The sequence below is a fragment of the Halomonas litopenaei genome (assembly GCF_003045775.1).
Classification (GTDB): Bacteria; Pseudomonadota; Gammaproteobacteria; order Pseudomonadales; family Halomonadaceae; genus Halomonas; species Halomonas litopenaei.
In genome coordinates this window covers 22,954-39,138 of the sequence record NZ_PXNS01000001.1, presented here as the reverse complement: position 1 = coordinate 39,138, position 16,185 = coordinate 22,954, and the positions used below count along the sequence as shown (strand labels likewise).

Genomic DNA, 16,185 nt, shown 5'->3' with positions numbered 1-16,185 from the left:
GGCGGTCGGCCGCTTGCTGCCCTTTTCAGAGGACTCGCCGTTCATGAAAGTCGTCAGTTGTGAAAGCCATGTGGTCGCCACACCTCCGCCCCACATCGGCGGCATGTACTGGATCTTCGTCAAACTGGGAACAGCCTGTGGCATCGAGGGCGTCGGCGAGGTCTATGCGGCGACCTTCCACCCGCAAGTGGTGGTCGCCGCCATCGAGGACGTGTTCGAGCGCTACCTGAAGGGACGGGATCCCCACCATCTGGAACGGCTGTATCGCGAGACCTACTCGAGCGGCTTCACCCAGCGCCCGGACCTGACCATGATGGGGGTGCTCAGCGGCCTCGAGATGGCCTGCTGGGACATCGTCGGCAAGGCGGCTGGCCAGCCGGTACATGCACTGATCGGCGGCAAGCTCCACGATCGGCTGCGCTCCTACACCTATCTCTATCCCCGGGCCCCCGGCGGTGAATATGACTACGACAATGTCGAGCTGGCGGTGGAGTGCGCCCTGGAGCAGAAGGCCCTCGGCTTTACCGCGCTCAAGTTCGATCCGGCGGGCCCCTACACCGCCTACTGCGGGCATATGCTGTCACTGGAGGCGCTGGAAAAGAGCGCAACCTTCTGCCAGCGCATTCGTGAGGCGGTCGGCAACGGCTGCGACCTGCTGTTCGGTACCCACGGCCAGATGACGCCGGCCTCGGCGATCCGCCTGGCCAAGCGCCTCGAACCCTTTGACCCGCTGTGGTTCGAGGAGCCGGTGCCACCCGGCCAGAGCGAGGCCATGGCCAGGGTCGCTGACCATACCTCCATCCCGGTGGCCACCGGTGAGCGGCTGACCACCAAGTACGAGTTCCATGACCTGCTGCGCCACCAGGCCGCCTCGATCCTGCAGATGAACCTTGGCCGGGTCGGCGGCATCCTCGAAGGCAAGAAGATCGCCGCCCTGGCCGAGGTCCACTACGCCCAGATAGCGCCCCACCTGTACAACGGCCCGGTGGGTGCGGCGGCCAGCATTCAGCTCGCCGCCACCACACCCAACTTCCTGATCCAGGAGAGCATCGGCACCTGGGACGGCTTCCACGCCGAGGTGCTCGAAGCCAAGATCGAGTGGAGTGACGGCTTTATCATTCCCTCCGATCGACCGGGGCTCGGGGTGGAACTGGACATGGCGGTGGTCAGGGCCCACTCACCCTATACCGGCAAGCGCCTGCACCTGAGCATGGACGCCACGCCCTACGACGTCGTCCAGCAGTCCTGCACCCGCTGGAAGACCCGACCGGAGGCCTGAGGCGATGGACTACGACTTCATCATCGTCGGTGCAGGTTCCGCAGGCTGCGTGCTGGCCCACCGGCTGAGTGCCAGCGGACACCACAAGGTACTGATCGTCGAGGCCGGCGGCCGTGACAGTTCCCCCTGGCTTCGGGTGCCGGTGGGCTTTGCCAAGACCTACTATCACCCCGGCTACAACTACATGTACTACAGCGCCGAGGAGCCGGCGTTGGCCAACCGGCGGATCTACACACCCCGGGGCAAGGTCCAGGGAGGATCGGGCTCGATCAACGCCATGATCTATGTGCGAGGCCAGCCATCGGACTTCGATGACTGGGAGCGCGCGGGTAACCCGGGGTGGGGCTACCAGGCGCTGTTGCCCTATTTCAGGAAACTCGAGCAGCACCCTGCGGGCGATACCGAATTCCACTCGAGCCAGGGACTGATCGGCATCACCCCGCTCAAGGAAATCGCCCATCCGATCTGCCAGTCCTACCTCAGGGCTGCCGATGAACTCGGCTACCCGCTCAATGACGACTTCAATGGCGCCTCCATCGAAGGTGCCGGCCTCTATGAGACGAACATCCGCCGAGGCCGTCGCGATTCCAGCAACACCGCCTACCTGAAGCCGGCGCTCGAGCGCTCCAATCTCACCCTCAAGCACGTCCGCCAGGTTCAACGGGTGCTGTTCGACGATCAGCGTCGCGCCAGCGGCATTGAATACCGAGAGCAAGGCCAGTTGAAGACCCTGCGCGCACGCCGCGAGGTGATCGTCTGCGCCGGTGCGGTGGACTCGCCAAAGCTGCTGATGCTATCGGGGCTCGGGGACAGCGAGAAGCTGCGACAACACGGGATCGCAGCGCTCCAGCAGCTGCCCGGCGTGGGCCGAAACCTGCAGGATCACCTGGCCGTCAGCTACTTCTATCGCGCCAACTGCCGGACCCTGAACGACGACTTCAACTCTCTGCCCGGCCTGACCAGGGCAACGATGAGGTACCTGATCAATCGCAGCGGCCCGCTGGCGATGAGCGTCAACCAGGCCGGCGGCTTCTTTCGCGGCCATGCCGACGAACCCGTGCCCAATATCCAGCTCTACTTCAACCCGCTGTCCTATCGCATCCCGGCACCGCCGGACACGACACTGACCGCGGATGCCTACTCCGGCTTCCTGCTGGCCTTCAATTCCTGCCGTCCCGACAGTCGTGGCGCCATCGAGCTGGCCAGCGCCGATGCCAATGAGCCGGCGGTGATCCGGCCGAACTATCTGGGAAGCCGGCGAGATCAGGACGAGGCCATTCAGGGCAGCCGGCTCATTCGCGCGCTGGCCGAAACGGCGGCCCTGGGTGCCGTCATCGACGCCGAGGTCACTCCGGCGGATGCCGTCCACGATGACCAAAGCATGTTAGAGTACTTTCGCGCCAACGCAGGCTCCATCTATCATCTGTGCGGTACCTGCGCCATGGGGCCCGACCCTCGCGAGGCGGTGGTCGATGGCAGTCTCAGGGTGCATGGCGTGTCCGGGCTCAGGGTCATCGACGCCTCGATCTTTCCCAACATCACCTCGGGTAACCTCAATGCACCGGTGATGATGGTGGCGGAAAAGGGGGCCGACCTGATCCTTCAGGACCACCCGATCTGAACGACGCCCAGGAGCCACATCGCCCCTGAGTCTGACCGGACGAGTCATCTGCATTCGTCCTCGCATTCGCGTTTTGGAGACCGCGGCTGATCATGAATTCGGAAAGGACCTCGGAAAAGACCAAGGCTCCGGCGGTCGATCATAGCGTCATGATCCTGGACCTGCTGGCGGCCACCAGCTATCCCATGACGCTTTCGGAAATCTGTGACGCTACCGGTATTTCGCCGGCCACCGGTCACCGTGTCATCAACGCCCTGCTTCACCACCAGCTGGTGGCCCAGGATCCAAGCCGCAAGAAGTCCTACTGCATCGGCTCACGCATCTTCCAGATATCCTCCACCATCTATAACAAGCAGAGCCTGATACCCTACTTCTATCCGATCGCGGAAATCCTGAAAAACGAAATCCACAAGACCATCTTTCTGTGCGTGCCCATCGGCAACAAGGTAGTGGTGGTGTCCAAGATCGACGGTGCCAGCGGTGCAAACTTCAACCTTTACGTGGGCAAGACCATGGCGCTGCACGAAGCCGCCAGTGGCAAGATCATCCTGGCAATGCGCGACGAGGACTCCTGGCAGGGCTATCTCGCCGACGAGCTTGGTCTTGCTCCCGAGAACAAGGGAGTGAAAGGCGTCATGGCGGAACTGGGGCGGGCCCATCGGCTCGGTTACGCCACCTCCAACGGCGCGCCTGAGCAGGGCGTCAGCTGCATCGCCGCACCGGTGCTCAACCTGCGTAACGAGCCCATCGCAGCGATCAGCGCCGCCATCAGCAGCGACACCCTGAGCTCCCAGGAGGCGCGCCGCTACTCCAAGAACCTGGTGCAGGCCGCGCGCCAGCTGTCGTCCCGCGTTGTCTGACGTCCCGCGTCATCGGACATCCGCGGCACCGCTGCCGCTGGATCGCCTGCCGCCCTTGAGTGCGCTGAAGGGATTCGAGGCCGCGGCGCGACTATCAAGCCTGCGCGCCGCAGCCGAGGAGCTGCACCTCTCCCACCCCGCCATCGCCAACCAGATACAGCGTCTGGAGCAGAGCCTGGGGACGAAACTGTTCGCCCGCCGGGGTCGGCATATCGAGCTCACAGAGTCCGGTCGACGTTTCTACCCTGTCGTGCGCGACGCCATGGAAGCTCTGATCCAGGGCGCCGAAACACTGCGTCGCCAGCCCTGCCTTGAACCCCTGCGCGTGCAGGTCTATGTGACCACCTCGATCCGCTGGCTGGCCCCACGACTGGCACAATTTCACCAGCGCTATCCCGAGACCGAACTGAGGATCAAGACCTACAGCCTGGACTGGACCTTCGACAGCGCCCACGCCGATATCGCCATCCTCTTCCGTGATGGCCCACTACCCTCTCGACTTGACTGGACACCGCTGTTTCCCTCGACGCTGACCCCTGTGTGCAGCCCCTCGCTGGTGATGGGGCATTCGTTACCGCTATCCCCCGAGGCGCTGCAGGCCTTCCCGCTGATCAGCGTCTACACCGAGAGCTGGAGCTGGCAGGGCTGGTTCGACACCCAGTCGCCTCCTGCCATACGGCCCGCGCCGCCACGCGCCCTTCAGGTCGACACCCTGGCCGCGGCGCTCGAGATGGCCGCCCGAGGTGAAGGCGTCGCCCTGGTCAATGGCCCCTTCGCCGAGGATGACCTGGCGACGGGTCGGCTGATCAACCCGGCGGGCAAGGTACAGCCCGCCAGCGGCGAATGGGGCATCGCCTACCCCTCCCATCTGGCCGACGATCCGCGAGTGGAGGTCTTCAGCACCTGGCTGCTGAGTCAGCGGGACTGAGTCGCCTTCACTCACCAAAGTTACCAATCACCAAGAAAAGATGAATTGTCGTCTGCCCCCGCCGTGCCTAGCGTGAAGTCTACCTGCAGCACTTCATCCGCCCCCGCGCAAGGATGTCACTGCAAGGTGATCGGCTCACCGGCATGAGATGACATCCCATGAATATCGGCTTTATCGGACTTGGCAACGTCGGCGGCAAGCTCGCCGGCAGCCTGCTGCGCAACGGCTATCACGTCACGATCCGCGACCTCGACCCCGAGATCACTCGACGCTTCATCGACCAGGGCGCTGCCGCCGCCAGCAGCCCCAGAGCAGTGGCCGAGGCCAGCGACATGATCATCACCTGCCTGCCATCTCCTCGCGCCTGCAGCGCGGTAATGGAAGCCGAGGATGGGGTCATCGCCGGGCTATCTGCCGGCAAGGTGTGGCTGGAGATGAGCACCACCGATGCCCAGGAACTGGTACGCATCGCCGCCAGGGTCGCCGCCACCGGCGCCCTCGCCATGGAGACACCGGTCTCCGGCGGCTGCCACCGCGCCGCCACCGGCAACATTTCGATCTTCGCCGGCGGTGATCGCGACACCTTTGAACGGGTGTTGCCGGTGCTGACCACCCTGGGGCGTCGGGTCCTGCACACCGGACCTCTGGGCACGGCCTCGATGCTCAAGGTACTGACCAACTACCTCGCCACCGCCAACCTGTGTTCGGTGGCCGAGGCCTTGACCGTGGCTAGCAAGGCCGGCCTGGACATGAACACCGCCTTCGAGGCCATCCGTATCTCCTCGGGCAATTCCTTTGTCCACGAGACCGAATCCCAGGTCATTCTCAACGGTAGCCGCGATATCAGCTTCACCATGGATCTGGTGCTCAAGGACGTGGGCCTGTTCGACGCCCTGGCCAGAAGCCTCGAGGTGCCCCTCGAGATATCGCCGCTGCTGCTCGACATCTTTCAGGATGGCCAAGAGCGCTATGGCCCCCGTGAGTGGTCATCCAACATCATCCGGCGCCTCGAGGACGCCTGCGACGTCGAGGTGCTCGGCGACGGCTTCCCCGCCGAACTGACCGACACCGAGCCGGAAGAGGTCGGCCATGAGGTGGTCGTGCGCGGCAGGTCCGGATAAAGGGCTGCCAGGCTGACCGCGACGGCATACGCCGGTCTTGATCATCATCCGAGCCAACGAGGACCTCGCCATGCACTACAGAGAACACTTCTTTATCGATGGCCGCTGGCACACGCCCAGCGACAGCGAGCGCTTTGGCATCCTCGACCCTGCCACCGAGAATCTGTGCGCCTCGGTGCCAAGAGCGCACCGAGCGGACATCAACGCCGCCGTCGAGGCGGCGCGGCGCGCTCTGCCCGACTGGTCGGCGCCCCCCGCCGGGCAACGGCGCGAGATACTTCTCGCCGTCGCCGACGAGATGCAAAGGCGCCACGCAGACCTGGTCGAGGCGCACGTCATCACCCTGGGCTGCCCGATCCAGATCACACCCGCCATGCACGTGGATGGCCCCATCGAAGGCATGCGCTACTACGCCGAGCGGGCCTTGCGTTCCGAAGAGATCGAACGCCGCAATGGCGTCGCCATCGTCCGCGAGCCGGTCGGCGTGTGCGCGCTGATCAACCCCTGGAACTACCCACTGCATCAGCTGGTCGGCAAGCTGGCCCCGGCCCTGGCGGCAGGCTGTACCGTGGTCACCAAGCCGGCCGAACAGACACCGCTGCAGGACTTCATCATGGCCGAGATCTTTCAGAGCGTCGGCCTCCCCGCCGGGGTCTTCAACCTGGTGACGGGCTCCGGCAACGAGATCGGCCCTCTGGTGGCGAGCCACCCTGGGGTCGACATGGTGTCTTTCACCGGTTCCACCCGCGCCGGTATCGAGGTGGCCATCAACGCCGCCGCCGGGGTCAAGCGAGTGTGTCAGGAGCTGGGGGGCAAGTCGCCGCTGATCATCACCGAGGACGCGGACCTGCCCCGGGCGGTACGCTTCGGGGTGGCAAACGTGATGGCCAACAGTGGTCAGACCTGCGACGCCTTCACCCGCATGCTGATACCACGTTCACGTCTGGCCGACGCCGAACGCATCGCCCTGACGGTCGCCCTGGAGCAGGTGACAGGTGACCCGACGGACACCGCCACCACCATGGGGCCGCTGGTGACCCGGCGACAGCGCGACAGCGTACGCCAGCACATTCAGCAGGGTATCGCCGAGGGAGCGCGCTTGATGCTGGGTGGTACCGAGGCCCCTGAGGGGCTGGAGCAGGGCTACTATGTTCGCCCCACCCTCTTCAGCGACGTCAGCAACCACATGGCGATCGCACGCTCAGAAATCTTCGGCCCGGTGCTGTGCCTGATTCCCTACGACGACCTGGAACAGGCCATCGAGATCGCCAACGACACGCCCTATGGGCTGTCTTCCGCCGTCTACGCCGCCAGCGCCGAAGCCGCCCAGCCCATCGCCCGCCGGCTCAAGGCCGGCCAGTGCTACCTGCAAGGGGCGGAATTTTCCTTCGATGCCCCCTTCGGCGGCTACGGCCAATCCGGCAACGGTCGTGAATGGGGCGAAGAGGGCCTGGAGGAATATCTGGAAACCAAGGCCATTCTGGGGGGTTGAGGGCTTGTCACTACGCCTCTCTCTAAAAAGTTCTGAACAAGACTTTGCTCAAACTTCTGACATTTGGTCAGGTTTCCACCCAATCGACTCCGTAGCCGTACATGCCAGCCATTAGCCGCCAGGATGATTGCCATCTCCTTCCATTACTGGCTCTCGCCAGTCGGCGGCTGATATCCCATGAACCACCAGCACGACCACAGCTACAAACTGCTGTTCAGCGAACCTAGAGTCATTCGAGACCTCCTGACAGGCTTCATCAAGGAGGACTGGATAGCGCATCTCGACCTCGACTCACTGGAGAAGGTCAGCAGCAGCTTTGTCAGCGACGACCTGCGCGATCGGGAGTCCGACGTCATCTGGCGCGCACGCTTCGGCGATGACTGGATCTACGTCTATCTGTTGATCGAATTCCAGAGCACCATCGATCCCTTCATGGCGCTGCGCATCATGACCTACGTGGGCCTCCTGTATCAGGACCTGATCAAGCAGCAGAAGCTCTCGCCCCACGCCAGGTTGCCCCCGGTGCTGCCCGTCGTGCTCTACAATGGAGAGAAGCGTTGGAACGCCGCCGTCGACGTATCGGACCTCGTTCAGAGCGTGCCCAGGGAGCTGGAGCGATACCGCCCACGAATGCCCTATCTTCTGCTGGACGAAGGCGCCATCGTGGACTCGGAGCATTGGTCGCCGGAGGCACGCAACGTGGTAGCCGCCATATTTCGACTGGAACACCACCGTGGCACCAGGGAGGCGGTCGAACTGATCGGACTGCTGGCAAGATGGCTCGAAGCGCCGGACCAGACTCGTCTGCGCCGTCACTTCGCCATCTGGATCAAACGCGTGCTGCTGCCCAACTGGATACCCGAGAGCGAAGGAACCGAGTGGCAGAATCTTAACGAACTCAATGAGGTACACAATATGCTGGCCGAGCGTGCAAAACGATGGCCCGAGCAGTGGAAGCAACAGGGTCTTGAAGAAGGCCGCAAGCAAGGACGTGAGGAAGGCCGCAAGCAAGGACGTGAGGAAGGCCGCAAGCAAGGACGTCAGGAAGGACTGCAGGAGGGCGAACAAAAGGGCGAACAGAAGGGTGAACAGAAGGCTCGCCTGGAGGTCGCCCGCAACATGATCGAGCGGACTCAGCTGGACGACCAGACGGTGGCGGATCTGTCGGGGCTGGACATCGCGCAGGTCAGGACGCTGAGAGACGAACTCAAACGCTAGGTGTGAAAACCCGCCAGGTTGTTCACGGAACGGGCCAGCCGGACAACGCGAGACTGATCATTCAGGAAGGCATGTGGTCGGTGCCAGTTGTCCTGATGAAGCCAGGCGCGCAGCTGCTGGCCTCACTCCTCCGAGCTCCGTAAAACCAGGGATAGGCCCACTCGCGCTTGAGAATACGTGCCACCGTGCTTTAGGCGCTGTCCGAAAAGTCGACGAGCGAAGGTTAGACAAGGCAAAAATCGGTGAGAAAGCGCAGTTTACGGGGTGTAAATGAGCATTTTGACCGGGCTGGCGCACCAGCCGATTTTTAACGCCGTATTACCGAGCGCAGGCACTTTTCAGACAAGCCCTAGCCAATCCCCAGCGCCTGGGCAATCTGCCAATAGGTCTAGCGTTGCCGGCGGCGCTCGGCGATCTGTTCCACCGGCGTTGCGTCTGATGCCAAAACACTTCGAGCTGGGCGTGCGCGGACGCAGTTTCCGAGTACACCACCTTCAATGCGGTTTTTCCAAGAACCGAGGTTCATCCGCGACCCGACACCTAGCGCCTGTTGCGGCCCTTCCATGTATCCAGCCATCGGCGTAGACGGTGCCAACGGTGATTTACAGCTTCACCAGCACTATCGAGGCCACCTTCAACTTCCTCCATCACCGGGTCGAGATGGCGCCGCCTGAAGCGCACCCAGGCTCGCCACAGGAAAGCGACAGCGCTTCCCATCAGCACCAGAAAACCGTATGTAAACCAATTGAATGGCTTGTCATTCGGGCCTTCGACCGACTCAATCGAGACAGCATTAGGAAAGATGGAAAAGAATTGGTTGCGCCAACCGTAATGCATGATAGAAACCCATTGAGGATCCGCCCGTGTCGAAATCCGGTCACTGGCCTCCGTATAAAGATTTGCGGTATCGAACTTGAAGTAAGGTGGCCAGCTCCAGCCGGTATCCTCATTGCGATAGACGATCGCTTTACCACTAGGGAAAACTGCTTGTATGAACTGAACATCACGATTTTCCAGCGTATTGGTCAAATCATCCGGATCAGACCAAAAGATGCGCGTCCAATCGTTGATATCCTGTCGCTTTTCGTAGGTATCGACGATACGAACGACGTCATACTGGGGAAGGCTATAATGCATGACCGCTCCGACCATCAGCCAGAAAACACCCCAGAAACTCCACTTCACGATTGCCATTGACTGCCCCCTAGAAAAAATTGATAACAAACACCAAAACAGTCATCAACGTGACGGGAAAGATATAAATCAAGGATATCAATATAGGCCGCCAGCGGCGACGATACCGACGCATCGATCTGCGCACAAAGACTCTATCGTCACCCGCTGAAGAACGCCTTTTCCATTCATCTTCAAGCCCCTTGCGCCAACGAAAGAAAAGGTAAATATTGACAATGATATAGCAGATCGTCATAAGAACCATGACGACCAGGATCAGTCGAGCAAAAGCAATCACGCATTATTCCTTGTTACTGCCAAATAGCATGGCGCGAGCGGAGTCTTTATCGGAGATATACTCACGAACAATAGCATCGACGGAAAAATCTCTGACCTCACGTGGCCAGCTGCGGTAGCGGCGATAGAACTCATCCTTGTGACAGATATAGAGCTGTAGAACGTCATTCGGAACCAGTTCCGCCAGCAGCATATTGACCAGATCCTTCACCGGCGTATCAGCAGCACGAAGGGTGGCAAAGTAGGCGGGGTGACTTATGCCGACCTTTGGCCTTGTTCCACCAGCCTCTGCCCACCGGACAATGGACGCCAGCCCTTCATACTCCATGGGTAGTGAGACGCCATTGCGGGCCGCAAGACGACGTAGTCGAGACCCGGCATGTCCAGTTGAATCAACAGACTTTTTCGCCAACTCCAGACCAAGCATAAGGTCCAGCTTTCGGCGCAGGACAGCAACACCCTCATCGCCTGGAAACTTGACGACAGTCTCGACGAGCTCGTTGTCGCTCAAAAAACGGGCCACATCACGTCGATCATCGAGCAGCATTACAAGCGCCGACGGCAGCTGGCGCCGGTACTTCTCTTCGCGCACGACAACACTCGGCTTCTCCATATCTTGAAAGATATACAGACCGCCAAACAAAGACGTCCAGAAATTCCTCTGCTCGAAGACAGCATGCTGGAGCTGGACCGGGTTCCGCGTGACATCACCAGTACAACGAGCAACTTCGATCATTTCGTTGATCAGTTGTTCATTGAACCAGCCATCCTTCTCATCGTGGAAACGATCCACCAGCCTGGCAAGGTGGCCCGCCTTGGCAATGGTGCCATTCGTCGTGTCCGCAACCACCCTGATTTGACGAATATCGAAAAGGTCCCGGGGGCTCTCGACACTGAAAACAGAATTCTCCAATTCACCGGCTATGGCGTCGGTCGCTGTCAAGGCAAATAGTTGTCGTTCGTTCTCTCTGATAAATCGGTTCAAGATTTGTCGACTGGTGGAAAAATGGGCGTTGAGCAAGGGGCATCGGCCTTGTTCGTTACTCAATAGAATGAATTGACGATTGACTCCGCCATGATTCAAGTACTGATGATCACCCAACTCTGAACCAACTTCCGGGGAATACCCGGAAACATCAACATGAAACTCGGAAAGCTGGGTGGTCGCACCAGTCAGGTGCTCGAGTGCTCTGTTGTAGCGATCCACCAACACAGGCGAGTCGACGTGGAAAAGATTGGAATACATCAGACCACTTTCGATCAGCCGCTGCATAGGATCACCCTCTGCCATCCTGGAAGCGACGCTGAGCTTCGTGACGACGTTCCATATCACGTACCAAGGCATCAATCGCTGCTTCATCGGAGCTTCCTGCATAGCGAAACTCGCTGTCGGCGTAGCGATTGATTTCCTGAAGGACCATATTTGAAGTGATCGGGACACGAAGCTCTGAAATCATCGCCTTCTTCGTTTCATAGTCCTTGGCCAGAAAGACATCCGGAACCTCCATCCACTCATCAGGTATATCGAAATCCATCGAGCGAACTTTAACCGCGTCGCTTATGTTTTTTATTGCGCGGCCGGTAAATCTCTCATCAACCTGCTGAATCTCCTTCAGATATGTCCCCAAAGCAGCAACTGAATCAATATCGCCGAATTTCTCGAAAACTCGTTCAAGAACCTCTTTCAGGCGTGGCTCAGCCGGCCTATTGTAGGAAGAAAAGGATTGAGCGATTGCTTGCTTTATGCTCTGAGAAGAATAGAGTTCGTGCTTTCCGAGTGGGATACCATGGTGACTGCCCAGCAAAAGATGCAGAATATCGATATAGTCCTCTCTGGTTTTTGGTCCATCAACCAGAAATCTGGCACCCGCCCGCTGGCGAAGAGCGTCGTCGACATTTTCCGGATAGTTCGAAAACATTCCGAAAGTACAATTCCCTCTTACCACGGTATTGGCGCCGGCAAATGCCTCCATCAACACGGCAGTCACCTCCTGCTGCCCGGCGGAGGACTGACGGTCACCGCGTTTTCCAGCAATCTGGTCGATATCATCAATAGTTCCAAATCCTATCACCGAAGGATCCATGACATGATGAATGAAGGCCTTGGCGTTCTGTCCCGACTTGCCTTGATAACTGTCAATATTGTCAACACCGAAGTTCTGGTAGCGAAAGGGGTAACCCGCCACTTGACAGTAGTCATGAATCAATCCCGCCATCATCTGGATCAGAGTGGTCTTGCCGGTGCCTGGTTTACCGTCCCCCATGAAGGTGAAGATAAAACCTCCCAGCTCGGCGAAGGGGTTCATGCGACGTTCAAAGTCGTACGCCATCACCATACGGGCAAGCCTCTGCGCCTGGTGCTTGGCGATATGATTACCGATGACCTCTTCAGGTCGCTTGAACACCATGTTCAAATTACTGGATCCACCTCGACGCGCCGGCTCGAAACCTCTCAATGTGAGCCTATCTGTCTCTACTCTCCATACGCTGGCGGTGAAGGTTCCCAGTCGCGGAGCGTTCTCTGCTCTTAGAACCACCTTCTCCAACAACTGTTCGGTCCAGGCAAGCAGGGCGGCAACAAGGTGAACGTCATCGCTGGCATGCAAAGCGACAATCTGATCCAGTTCCCACAAGACACCATGAAGAGCCAGTTGAGCGTTGTCAGTAACCAGTTCTTGTAACTCGCCCACCTCAACCTGTGTCTCGCTGCCATGATCGAGCAATAGCCATGCCAAGGCGTTGGCAAGAACATGGGTGGAGATCAGCGCCTCGGCGGCAAGCAGCTCCGTGAACTCGGTACGCCGCGATGAAGCCAGTGAGCCAGAGAGATTGGCCTGTTTAAGCTCCAGCAAGCCATTGCGCTCGGCCCAGCATTCGCCAATCGCCAGAGCAATCGCGATGGATCGCCGGAGGCCATGCTGGACGGTCGCCTGGAGCGGAGACATCAATGGGTCTCCTCCATTGCTTGTCGCTATCCGTTCCCCCAAGTGCACTCCATCCGGGCGCCCCGTGGAGCGTGTGGCGAGCCCCGGCGTGGTCGATCGAAGCCTGCGAGTACGACCTATACCTGGAGATATTTCTTTCTCGTCAAGCGTAAGCTGCTGCCGTGGGCGGGCGATACGAGGACTGTGATCAAAGCCCTCCAGCATCCTTTCAGCCGCAGCGTAGTGCCTCTGGATATCATCTTCGCGCAGTTCCATCTGATCGCTGTCAAGACTCATGAATCCCTCGCTACCGGGCCTTCCTGCCACGGTTATCTATTGTTGCTTCGCACCTCAGGACGGCGCCGTCATCGTGTTATAAGTGCAGCACCTGTCCCGATGGGCTGACCACAAACTTCTGCACATCGGCAAACCCGGAGGGGGCCAGCTCAGCCAGAACCTGATACGGACGCTGAGGCAAAATGATGGAGCGTAACGTACGAGTAGCTCCGGAATGACCTGCACCATCAGAGAAGGGGTCCAGGGCAAAGATTTCGCGCTCGACCTTACTGAACCATCCACTACGTTCTTCTTGCGTCCCATCACTATCGAGCTCCTCCTGGGTCCAGGCCAAGGCCCAATCGTCCTCTCCCCCTGGACAGGCCTGCTCGAGAATCTGCCGCAACGGTCCGGCCTGCTCGGTATAGGAGGACGAGTACATGGGCCCAATGTGATAGCGGTGGAGCCGTTTTGGATGAACGTCATCGAAGTCCGCGTCCAACCCACGGGCAATGGTCAGCAATGTCAGTCCAGCAAGGGACTGGGCCATCAGGTGAGCCTGGACAGCTGGCCAACGGTATTCGTCTTTTGGCAGAGGGGCAGAACCACTGTCATCGACCTCCATCAAGTAGATGACAGGTAGATTGACCTGGCTGTCGTAGACAGCCCAATGGATGAAAAAACGCCTTCGCCCACCGTCACTGTCCAGCATCTCGCACTGAGGGTCATTTTGAATCCAGAAAAGAGCTCCTCGAGAGATTTCCTCGTAATAGAGTCGCTGGGACATGGCATACTGAAGTCGGGTAGGCGAACGGCACTCACCAAGGATGGTGCGAATCATCTGAGCCTTGAGTTCGCGTGTACTTGGCATATTTGTCAGATGGCGTGAAGCTTGCTGAGCGTCATTAGCCATACGCATCAACTCGCTGGCGACCGGAAAGCCACTCTCGCGCCGGTCCACGGTGAGGCTACCGAGACTACGGGAGGGGGTTTGCCCCACCATCAAATACTTGGTGCTCAAGGCGTCAAAGGTAAAATCAAGGCGCTTCAGATAATCCGTCAGTGCTCTTGCATCTATGCGGTTCAGTTGATCGCTGGCATGCATGGCTGCCGCCACTCTCTCGAGCCGCTGGAGGATCTCGCTGAATCTCCGAAAGTAATGACGCGAAGCATACACGTCAGCTAACTCAAGATGATCACAATCTGACGAATCCATCGCACCCTCTTTTCGGCGAGTACTGGCTAGCACATCATTCTCATTCAACGATGACATCATTCACCGAATGATCGCCTCCAGAAGGAAGCTGGTATAAAACCTCTACCTATCACGTCTCGAGTGATGGGGAACCTACCCCTCAACGCCCATACAGATTCTTGTCATGTTTCTCGACGATCTTTGAAAATCTCCGAGCAAAGCGCTCGTCAGCGCGGGCCTTTTTCTCCAGGACGTCTCTTGCATACACCATCTGGCCTTCATGTGCTTCGAGCATATCGGCCATGCGCTGGTTGGTTGCACTGCCGATGCCCGCCATCGCTGTCTGAGCTTCCTGGTCTGTCTGGGAGCCAATTTCGTTGATCCTGTGCGCTACGTCCTGCTGCTGAGCCGTCTTCAACGACTTACTCAGGGCGTCATATAGCACAACTCTTTGCTGAGTATCTGTCTGGAGCTTGTTGATCAGCACCTTTTGAGTCGCCGCCTTATTCTGAAGACTGTCCAACCAGGTTTTCCCCTTCTCGATGTAGCGCTCGAGCGTTTGCGAGCGGGAGATGCTGACCTGTTCATCCTGGACCAGCGCGTTGTAGCGTGTATTCGTGTCTGCAAGCTCGGTTTCCAGGCGAGTACGCTGCGCTGCATCCTGCTCCACGGATATCTTGCTCTCCAGATCGATGAGCTGTGGGTCAAGTGCCTCTATTTCGGCTCTCAGCGACTCAAGCTCTGCTACCGCTGCCTCTCTATCACCCAGCGATCGTTCCAGATTCTTCTGGACCTTTTCCTGCTGGCTCTCGAGCTCCTGTAATTGGCCATCCAGGAGCTTTACGATGATGTCGGATTTGGCGATGAGGTCCTGCAGCTTTTCGTCTATGCTTGCGCTCCTCATTCGCTCCTGACGCATGGACTCAGCCTTTCCCTTGCTAAAGATTCCGACGAACTTCTCCATACTGGACTTGTTGCGCATTTCGTCAAAATCTTTGGAAAAACCGGCAGTAGTGTCATCAAGCCCCATGATCAACTCTGCGATATTTGCGTTCATGGTCTCGGTGTGGGCATGAACGTCATCCAAGGTAGCAACTTCGATGTTGAAGCCTACTGAGTCTCCTGCGTCTGCGCGGGCACGAGCGGCTTCAACACTGGCAGTGACCTCGGCGATTTTTCGCTGCGACTCTTTTACCTTGTTGCTCGATTCTTCAATCATGGTATCGAAATGGGATTTCTTCATTTTTTCGATATTTCCCTGTGATCTGTCCGGATAAAAGGCATCTAGCGCGACCCAAATCCTAACCTTGACTGCGCCTATACCGCTTTTGAGTTATACAGCAACCAAAACGCCACATTTTTTCGAGAAAACCATGTGTCCTGTGATATACCTGTACACCTTCAGTCAGGACGACTTTCTCTCCCATCCTATTCCTACGTCTTGAATAAAAGTACACGTAAGCTTTGCAATATCAGCGATATCTTCTTCAAAGCATCGCCTAATCCCGGATGTGGCAAACCTGTAAGATTTCACCCATAAACATACAAAAAACACATGATTTACCATCATGACTGGCCATTGCCAGCTGCCACACACAACAACAATGATTCGTGAATGGTGAGCGGGAACCAGAAGAGACAAACAAACATCAGGTCAATCTCGCCACCAAGAATAATGCGCCATCGAGAAAGCCATACAACTTCATGATGTGGATCAAGAAGTAAAACCATCTCCTACAGCCTAACCAGGGCAATCAATGCTCAATATCGAGTCCTCCTGATAGGCTTCATCTACAATGGA

The 16,185-nt window shown here is 58.5% G+C and carries 13 protein-coding genes; 7 read left to right on the top strand and 6 right to left on the bottom strand.

The genetic code is table 11. The annotated features are described in order from the left end of the window. Window positions 1-43 precede the first annotated feature (43 nt). The 7 genes from C6W88_RS00200 to C6W88_RS00170 all read left to right on the top strand — a co-directional run bounded on the left by C6W88_RS00200 (window position 44) and on the right by C6W88_RS00170 (window position 8,519). A complete protein-coding gene (locus C6W88_RS00200; protein WP_108131106.1) occupies window positions 44-1,279 on the top strand; it encodes a mandelate racemase/muconate lactonizing enzyme family protein in 1,236 nt (411 codons plus the stop codon). Window positions 1,280-1,283: 4 nt separating this feature from the next. Beyond that, entirely contained in the window at window positions 1,284-2,900 is a 1,617-nt protein-coding gene (locus tag C6W88_RS00195; RefSeq protein ID WP_108131105.1) for a GMC family oxidoreductase, read from the top strand. A gap of 92 nt (window positions 2,901-2,992) precedes the next feature. Continuing rightward, complete coding sequence (locus tag C6W88_RS00190; protein ID WP_108131104.1) at window positions 2,993-3,760, top strand: IclR family transcriptional regulator; 768 nt, start codon at window positions 2,993-2,995, stop codon at window positions 3,758-3,760. Between the two features lie 55 nt (window positions 3,761-3,815). Continuing rightward, the gene (locus C6W88_RS00185; protein WP_231498415.1) at window positions 3,816-4,688 is read left to right on the top strand and encodes a LysR substrate-binding domain-containing protein; all 873 of its coding nucleotides are present in this window, start codon (window positions 3,816-3,818) and stop codon (window positions 4,686-4,688) included. A gap of 158 nt (window positions 4,689-4,846) precedes the next feature. Beyond that, window positions 4,847-5,809 carry an NAD(P)-dependent oxidoreductase gene (locus C6W88_RS00180; protein ID WP_108131102.1) on the top strand — a complete coding sequence of 321 codons (963 nt, stop codon included), beginning with the start codon at window positions 4,847-4,849 and terminating at the stop codon, window positions 5,807-5,809. A gap of 70 nt (window positions 5,810-5,879) precedes the next feature. Continuing rightward, the gene (locus C6W88_RS00175) at window positions 5,880-7,301 is read left to right on the top strand and encodes an aldehyde dehydrogenase family protein (protein ID WP_108131101.1); all 1,422 of its coding nucleotides are present in this window, start codon (window positions 5,880-5,882) and stop codon (window positions 7,299-7,301) included. Window positions 7,302-7,478: 177 nt separating this feature from the next. Then, window positions 7,479-8,519 carry an Rpn family recombination-promoting nuclease/putative transposase gene (locus tag C6W88_RS00170; RefSeq protein ID WP_108131100.1) on the top strand — a complete coding sequence of 347 codons (1,041 nt, stop codon included), beginning with the start codon at window positions 7,479-7,481 and terminating at the stop codon, window positions 8,517-8,519. Between the two features lie 540 nt (window positions 8,520-9,059). On the opposite strand, the gene C6W88_RS00165 is transcribed toward C6W88_RS00170, so the two are convergent. The 6 genes from C6W88_RS00165 to C6W88_RS00140 form a co-directional block, all read right to left on the bottom strand. Continuing rightward, a complete protein-coding gene (locus C6W88_RS00165; protein ID WP_108131099.1) occupies window positions 9,060-9,713 on the bottom strand; it encodes a DUF1523 family protein in 654 nt (217 codons plus the stop codon). A gap of 10 nt (window positions 9,714-9,723) precedes the next feature. After that, the gene (locus C6W88_RS00160) at window positions 9,724-9,990 is read right to left on the bottom strand and encodes a hypothetical protein (protein WP_108131098.1); all 267 of its coding nucleotides are present in this window, start codon (window positions 9,988-9,990) and stop codon (window positions 9,724-9,726) included. Window positions 9,991-9,993: 3 nt separating this feature from the next. Continuing rightward, window positions 9,994-11,349 (bottom strand): DUF6638 family protein, encoded by a 1,356-nt coding sequence (locus tag C6W88_RS00155; RefSeq protein ID WP_146164617.1) that lies wholly within the window; start codon window positions 11,347-11,349, stop codon window positions 9,994-9,996. Further along, window positions 11,267-13,210: an AAA family ATPase gene (locus C6W88_RS00150; RefSeq protein ID WP_108131096.1), complete on the bottom strand. Its 1,944-nt coding sequence runs from the start codon at window positions 13,208-13,210 to the stop codon at window positions 11,267-11,269. Before C6W88_RS00150 ends, C6W88_RS00155 begins: the two co-directional genes overlap by 83 nt. 76 nt (window positions 13,211-13,286) lie before the next feature. Next, on the bottom strand, window positions 13,287-14,405 hold the full coding sequence (locus C6W88_RS00145; RefSeq protein ID WP_108131095.1) for a hypothetical protein: 1,119 nt from the start codon (window positions 14,403-14,405) through the stop codon (window positions 13,287-13,289). A 139-nt stretch (window positions 14,406-14,544) separates the two neighbouring features. Beyond that, window positions 14,545-15,627, bottom strand: coding sequence for a coiled-coil domain-containing protein (locus C6W88_RS00140; RefSeq protein ID WP_108131094.1), 1,083 nt, complete (start codon window positions 15,625-15,627; stop codon window positions 14,545-14,547). Window positions 15,628-16,185: the final 558 nt, after the last annotated feature.

Bases quoted from the DNA above. Each gene is read 5' to 3' on its own strand.
- C6W88_RS00200 (WP_108131106.1), top strand. From the start codon at position 44: ATGAAAGTCGTCAGTTGTGAAAGCCATGTGGTCGCCACACCTCCGCCC.
- C6W88_RS00195 (WP_108131105.1), top strand. From the start codon at position 1,284: ATGGACTACGACTTCATCATCGTCGGTGCAGGTTCCGCAGGCTGCGTG.
- C6W88_RS00190 (WP_108131104.1), top strand. From the start codon at position 2,993: ATGAATTCGGAAAGGACCTCGGAAAAGACCAAGGCTCCGGCGGTCGAT.
- C6W88_RS00180 (WP_108131102.1), top strand. From the start codon at position 4,847: ATGAATATCGGCTTTATCGGACTTGGCAACGTCGGCGGCAAGCTCGCC.
- C6W88_RS00175 (WP_108131101.1), top strand. From the start codon at position 5,880: ATGCACTACAGAGAACACTTCTTTATCGATGGCCGCTGGCACACGCCC.
- C6W88_RS00170 (WP_108131100.1), top strand. From the start codon at position 7,479: ATGAACCACCAGCACGACCACAGCTACAAACTGCTGTTCAGCGAACCT.
- C6W88_RS00165 (WP_108131099.1), bottom strand. From the start codon at position 9,713: ATGGCAATCGTGAAGTGGAGTTTCTGGGGTGTTTTCTGGCTGATGGTC.
- C6W88_RS00155 (WP_146164617.1), bottom strand. From the start codon at position 11,349: ATGAAGCAGCGATTGATGCCTTGGTACGTGATATGGAACGTCGTCACG.
- C6W88_RS00150 (WP_108131096.1), bottom strand. From the start codon at position 13,210: ATGAGTCTTGACAGCGATCAGATGGAACTGCGCGAAGATGATATCCAG.
- C6W88_RS00145 (WP_108131095.1), bottom strand. From the start codon at position 14,405: ATGGATTCGTCAGATTGTGATCATCTTGAGTTAGCTGACGTGTATGCT.
- C6W88_RS00140 (WP_108131094.1), bottom strand. From the start codon at position 15,627: ATGAAGAAATCCCATTTCGATACCATGATTGAAGAATCGAGCAACAAG.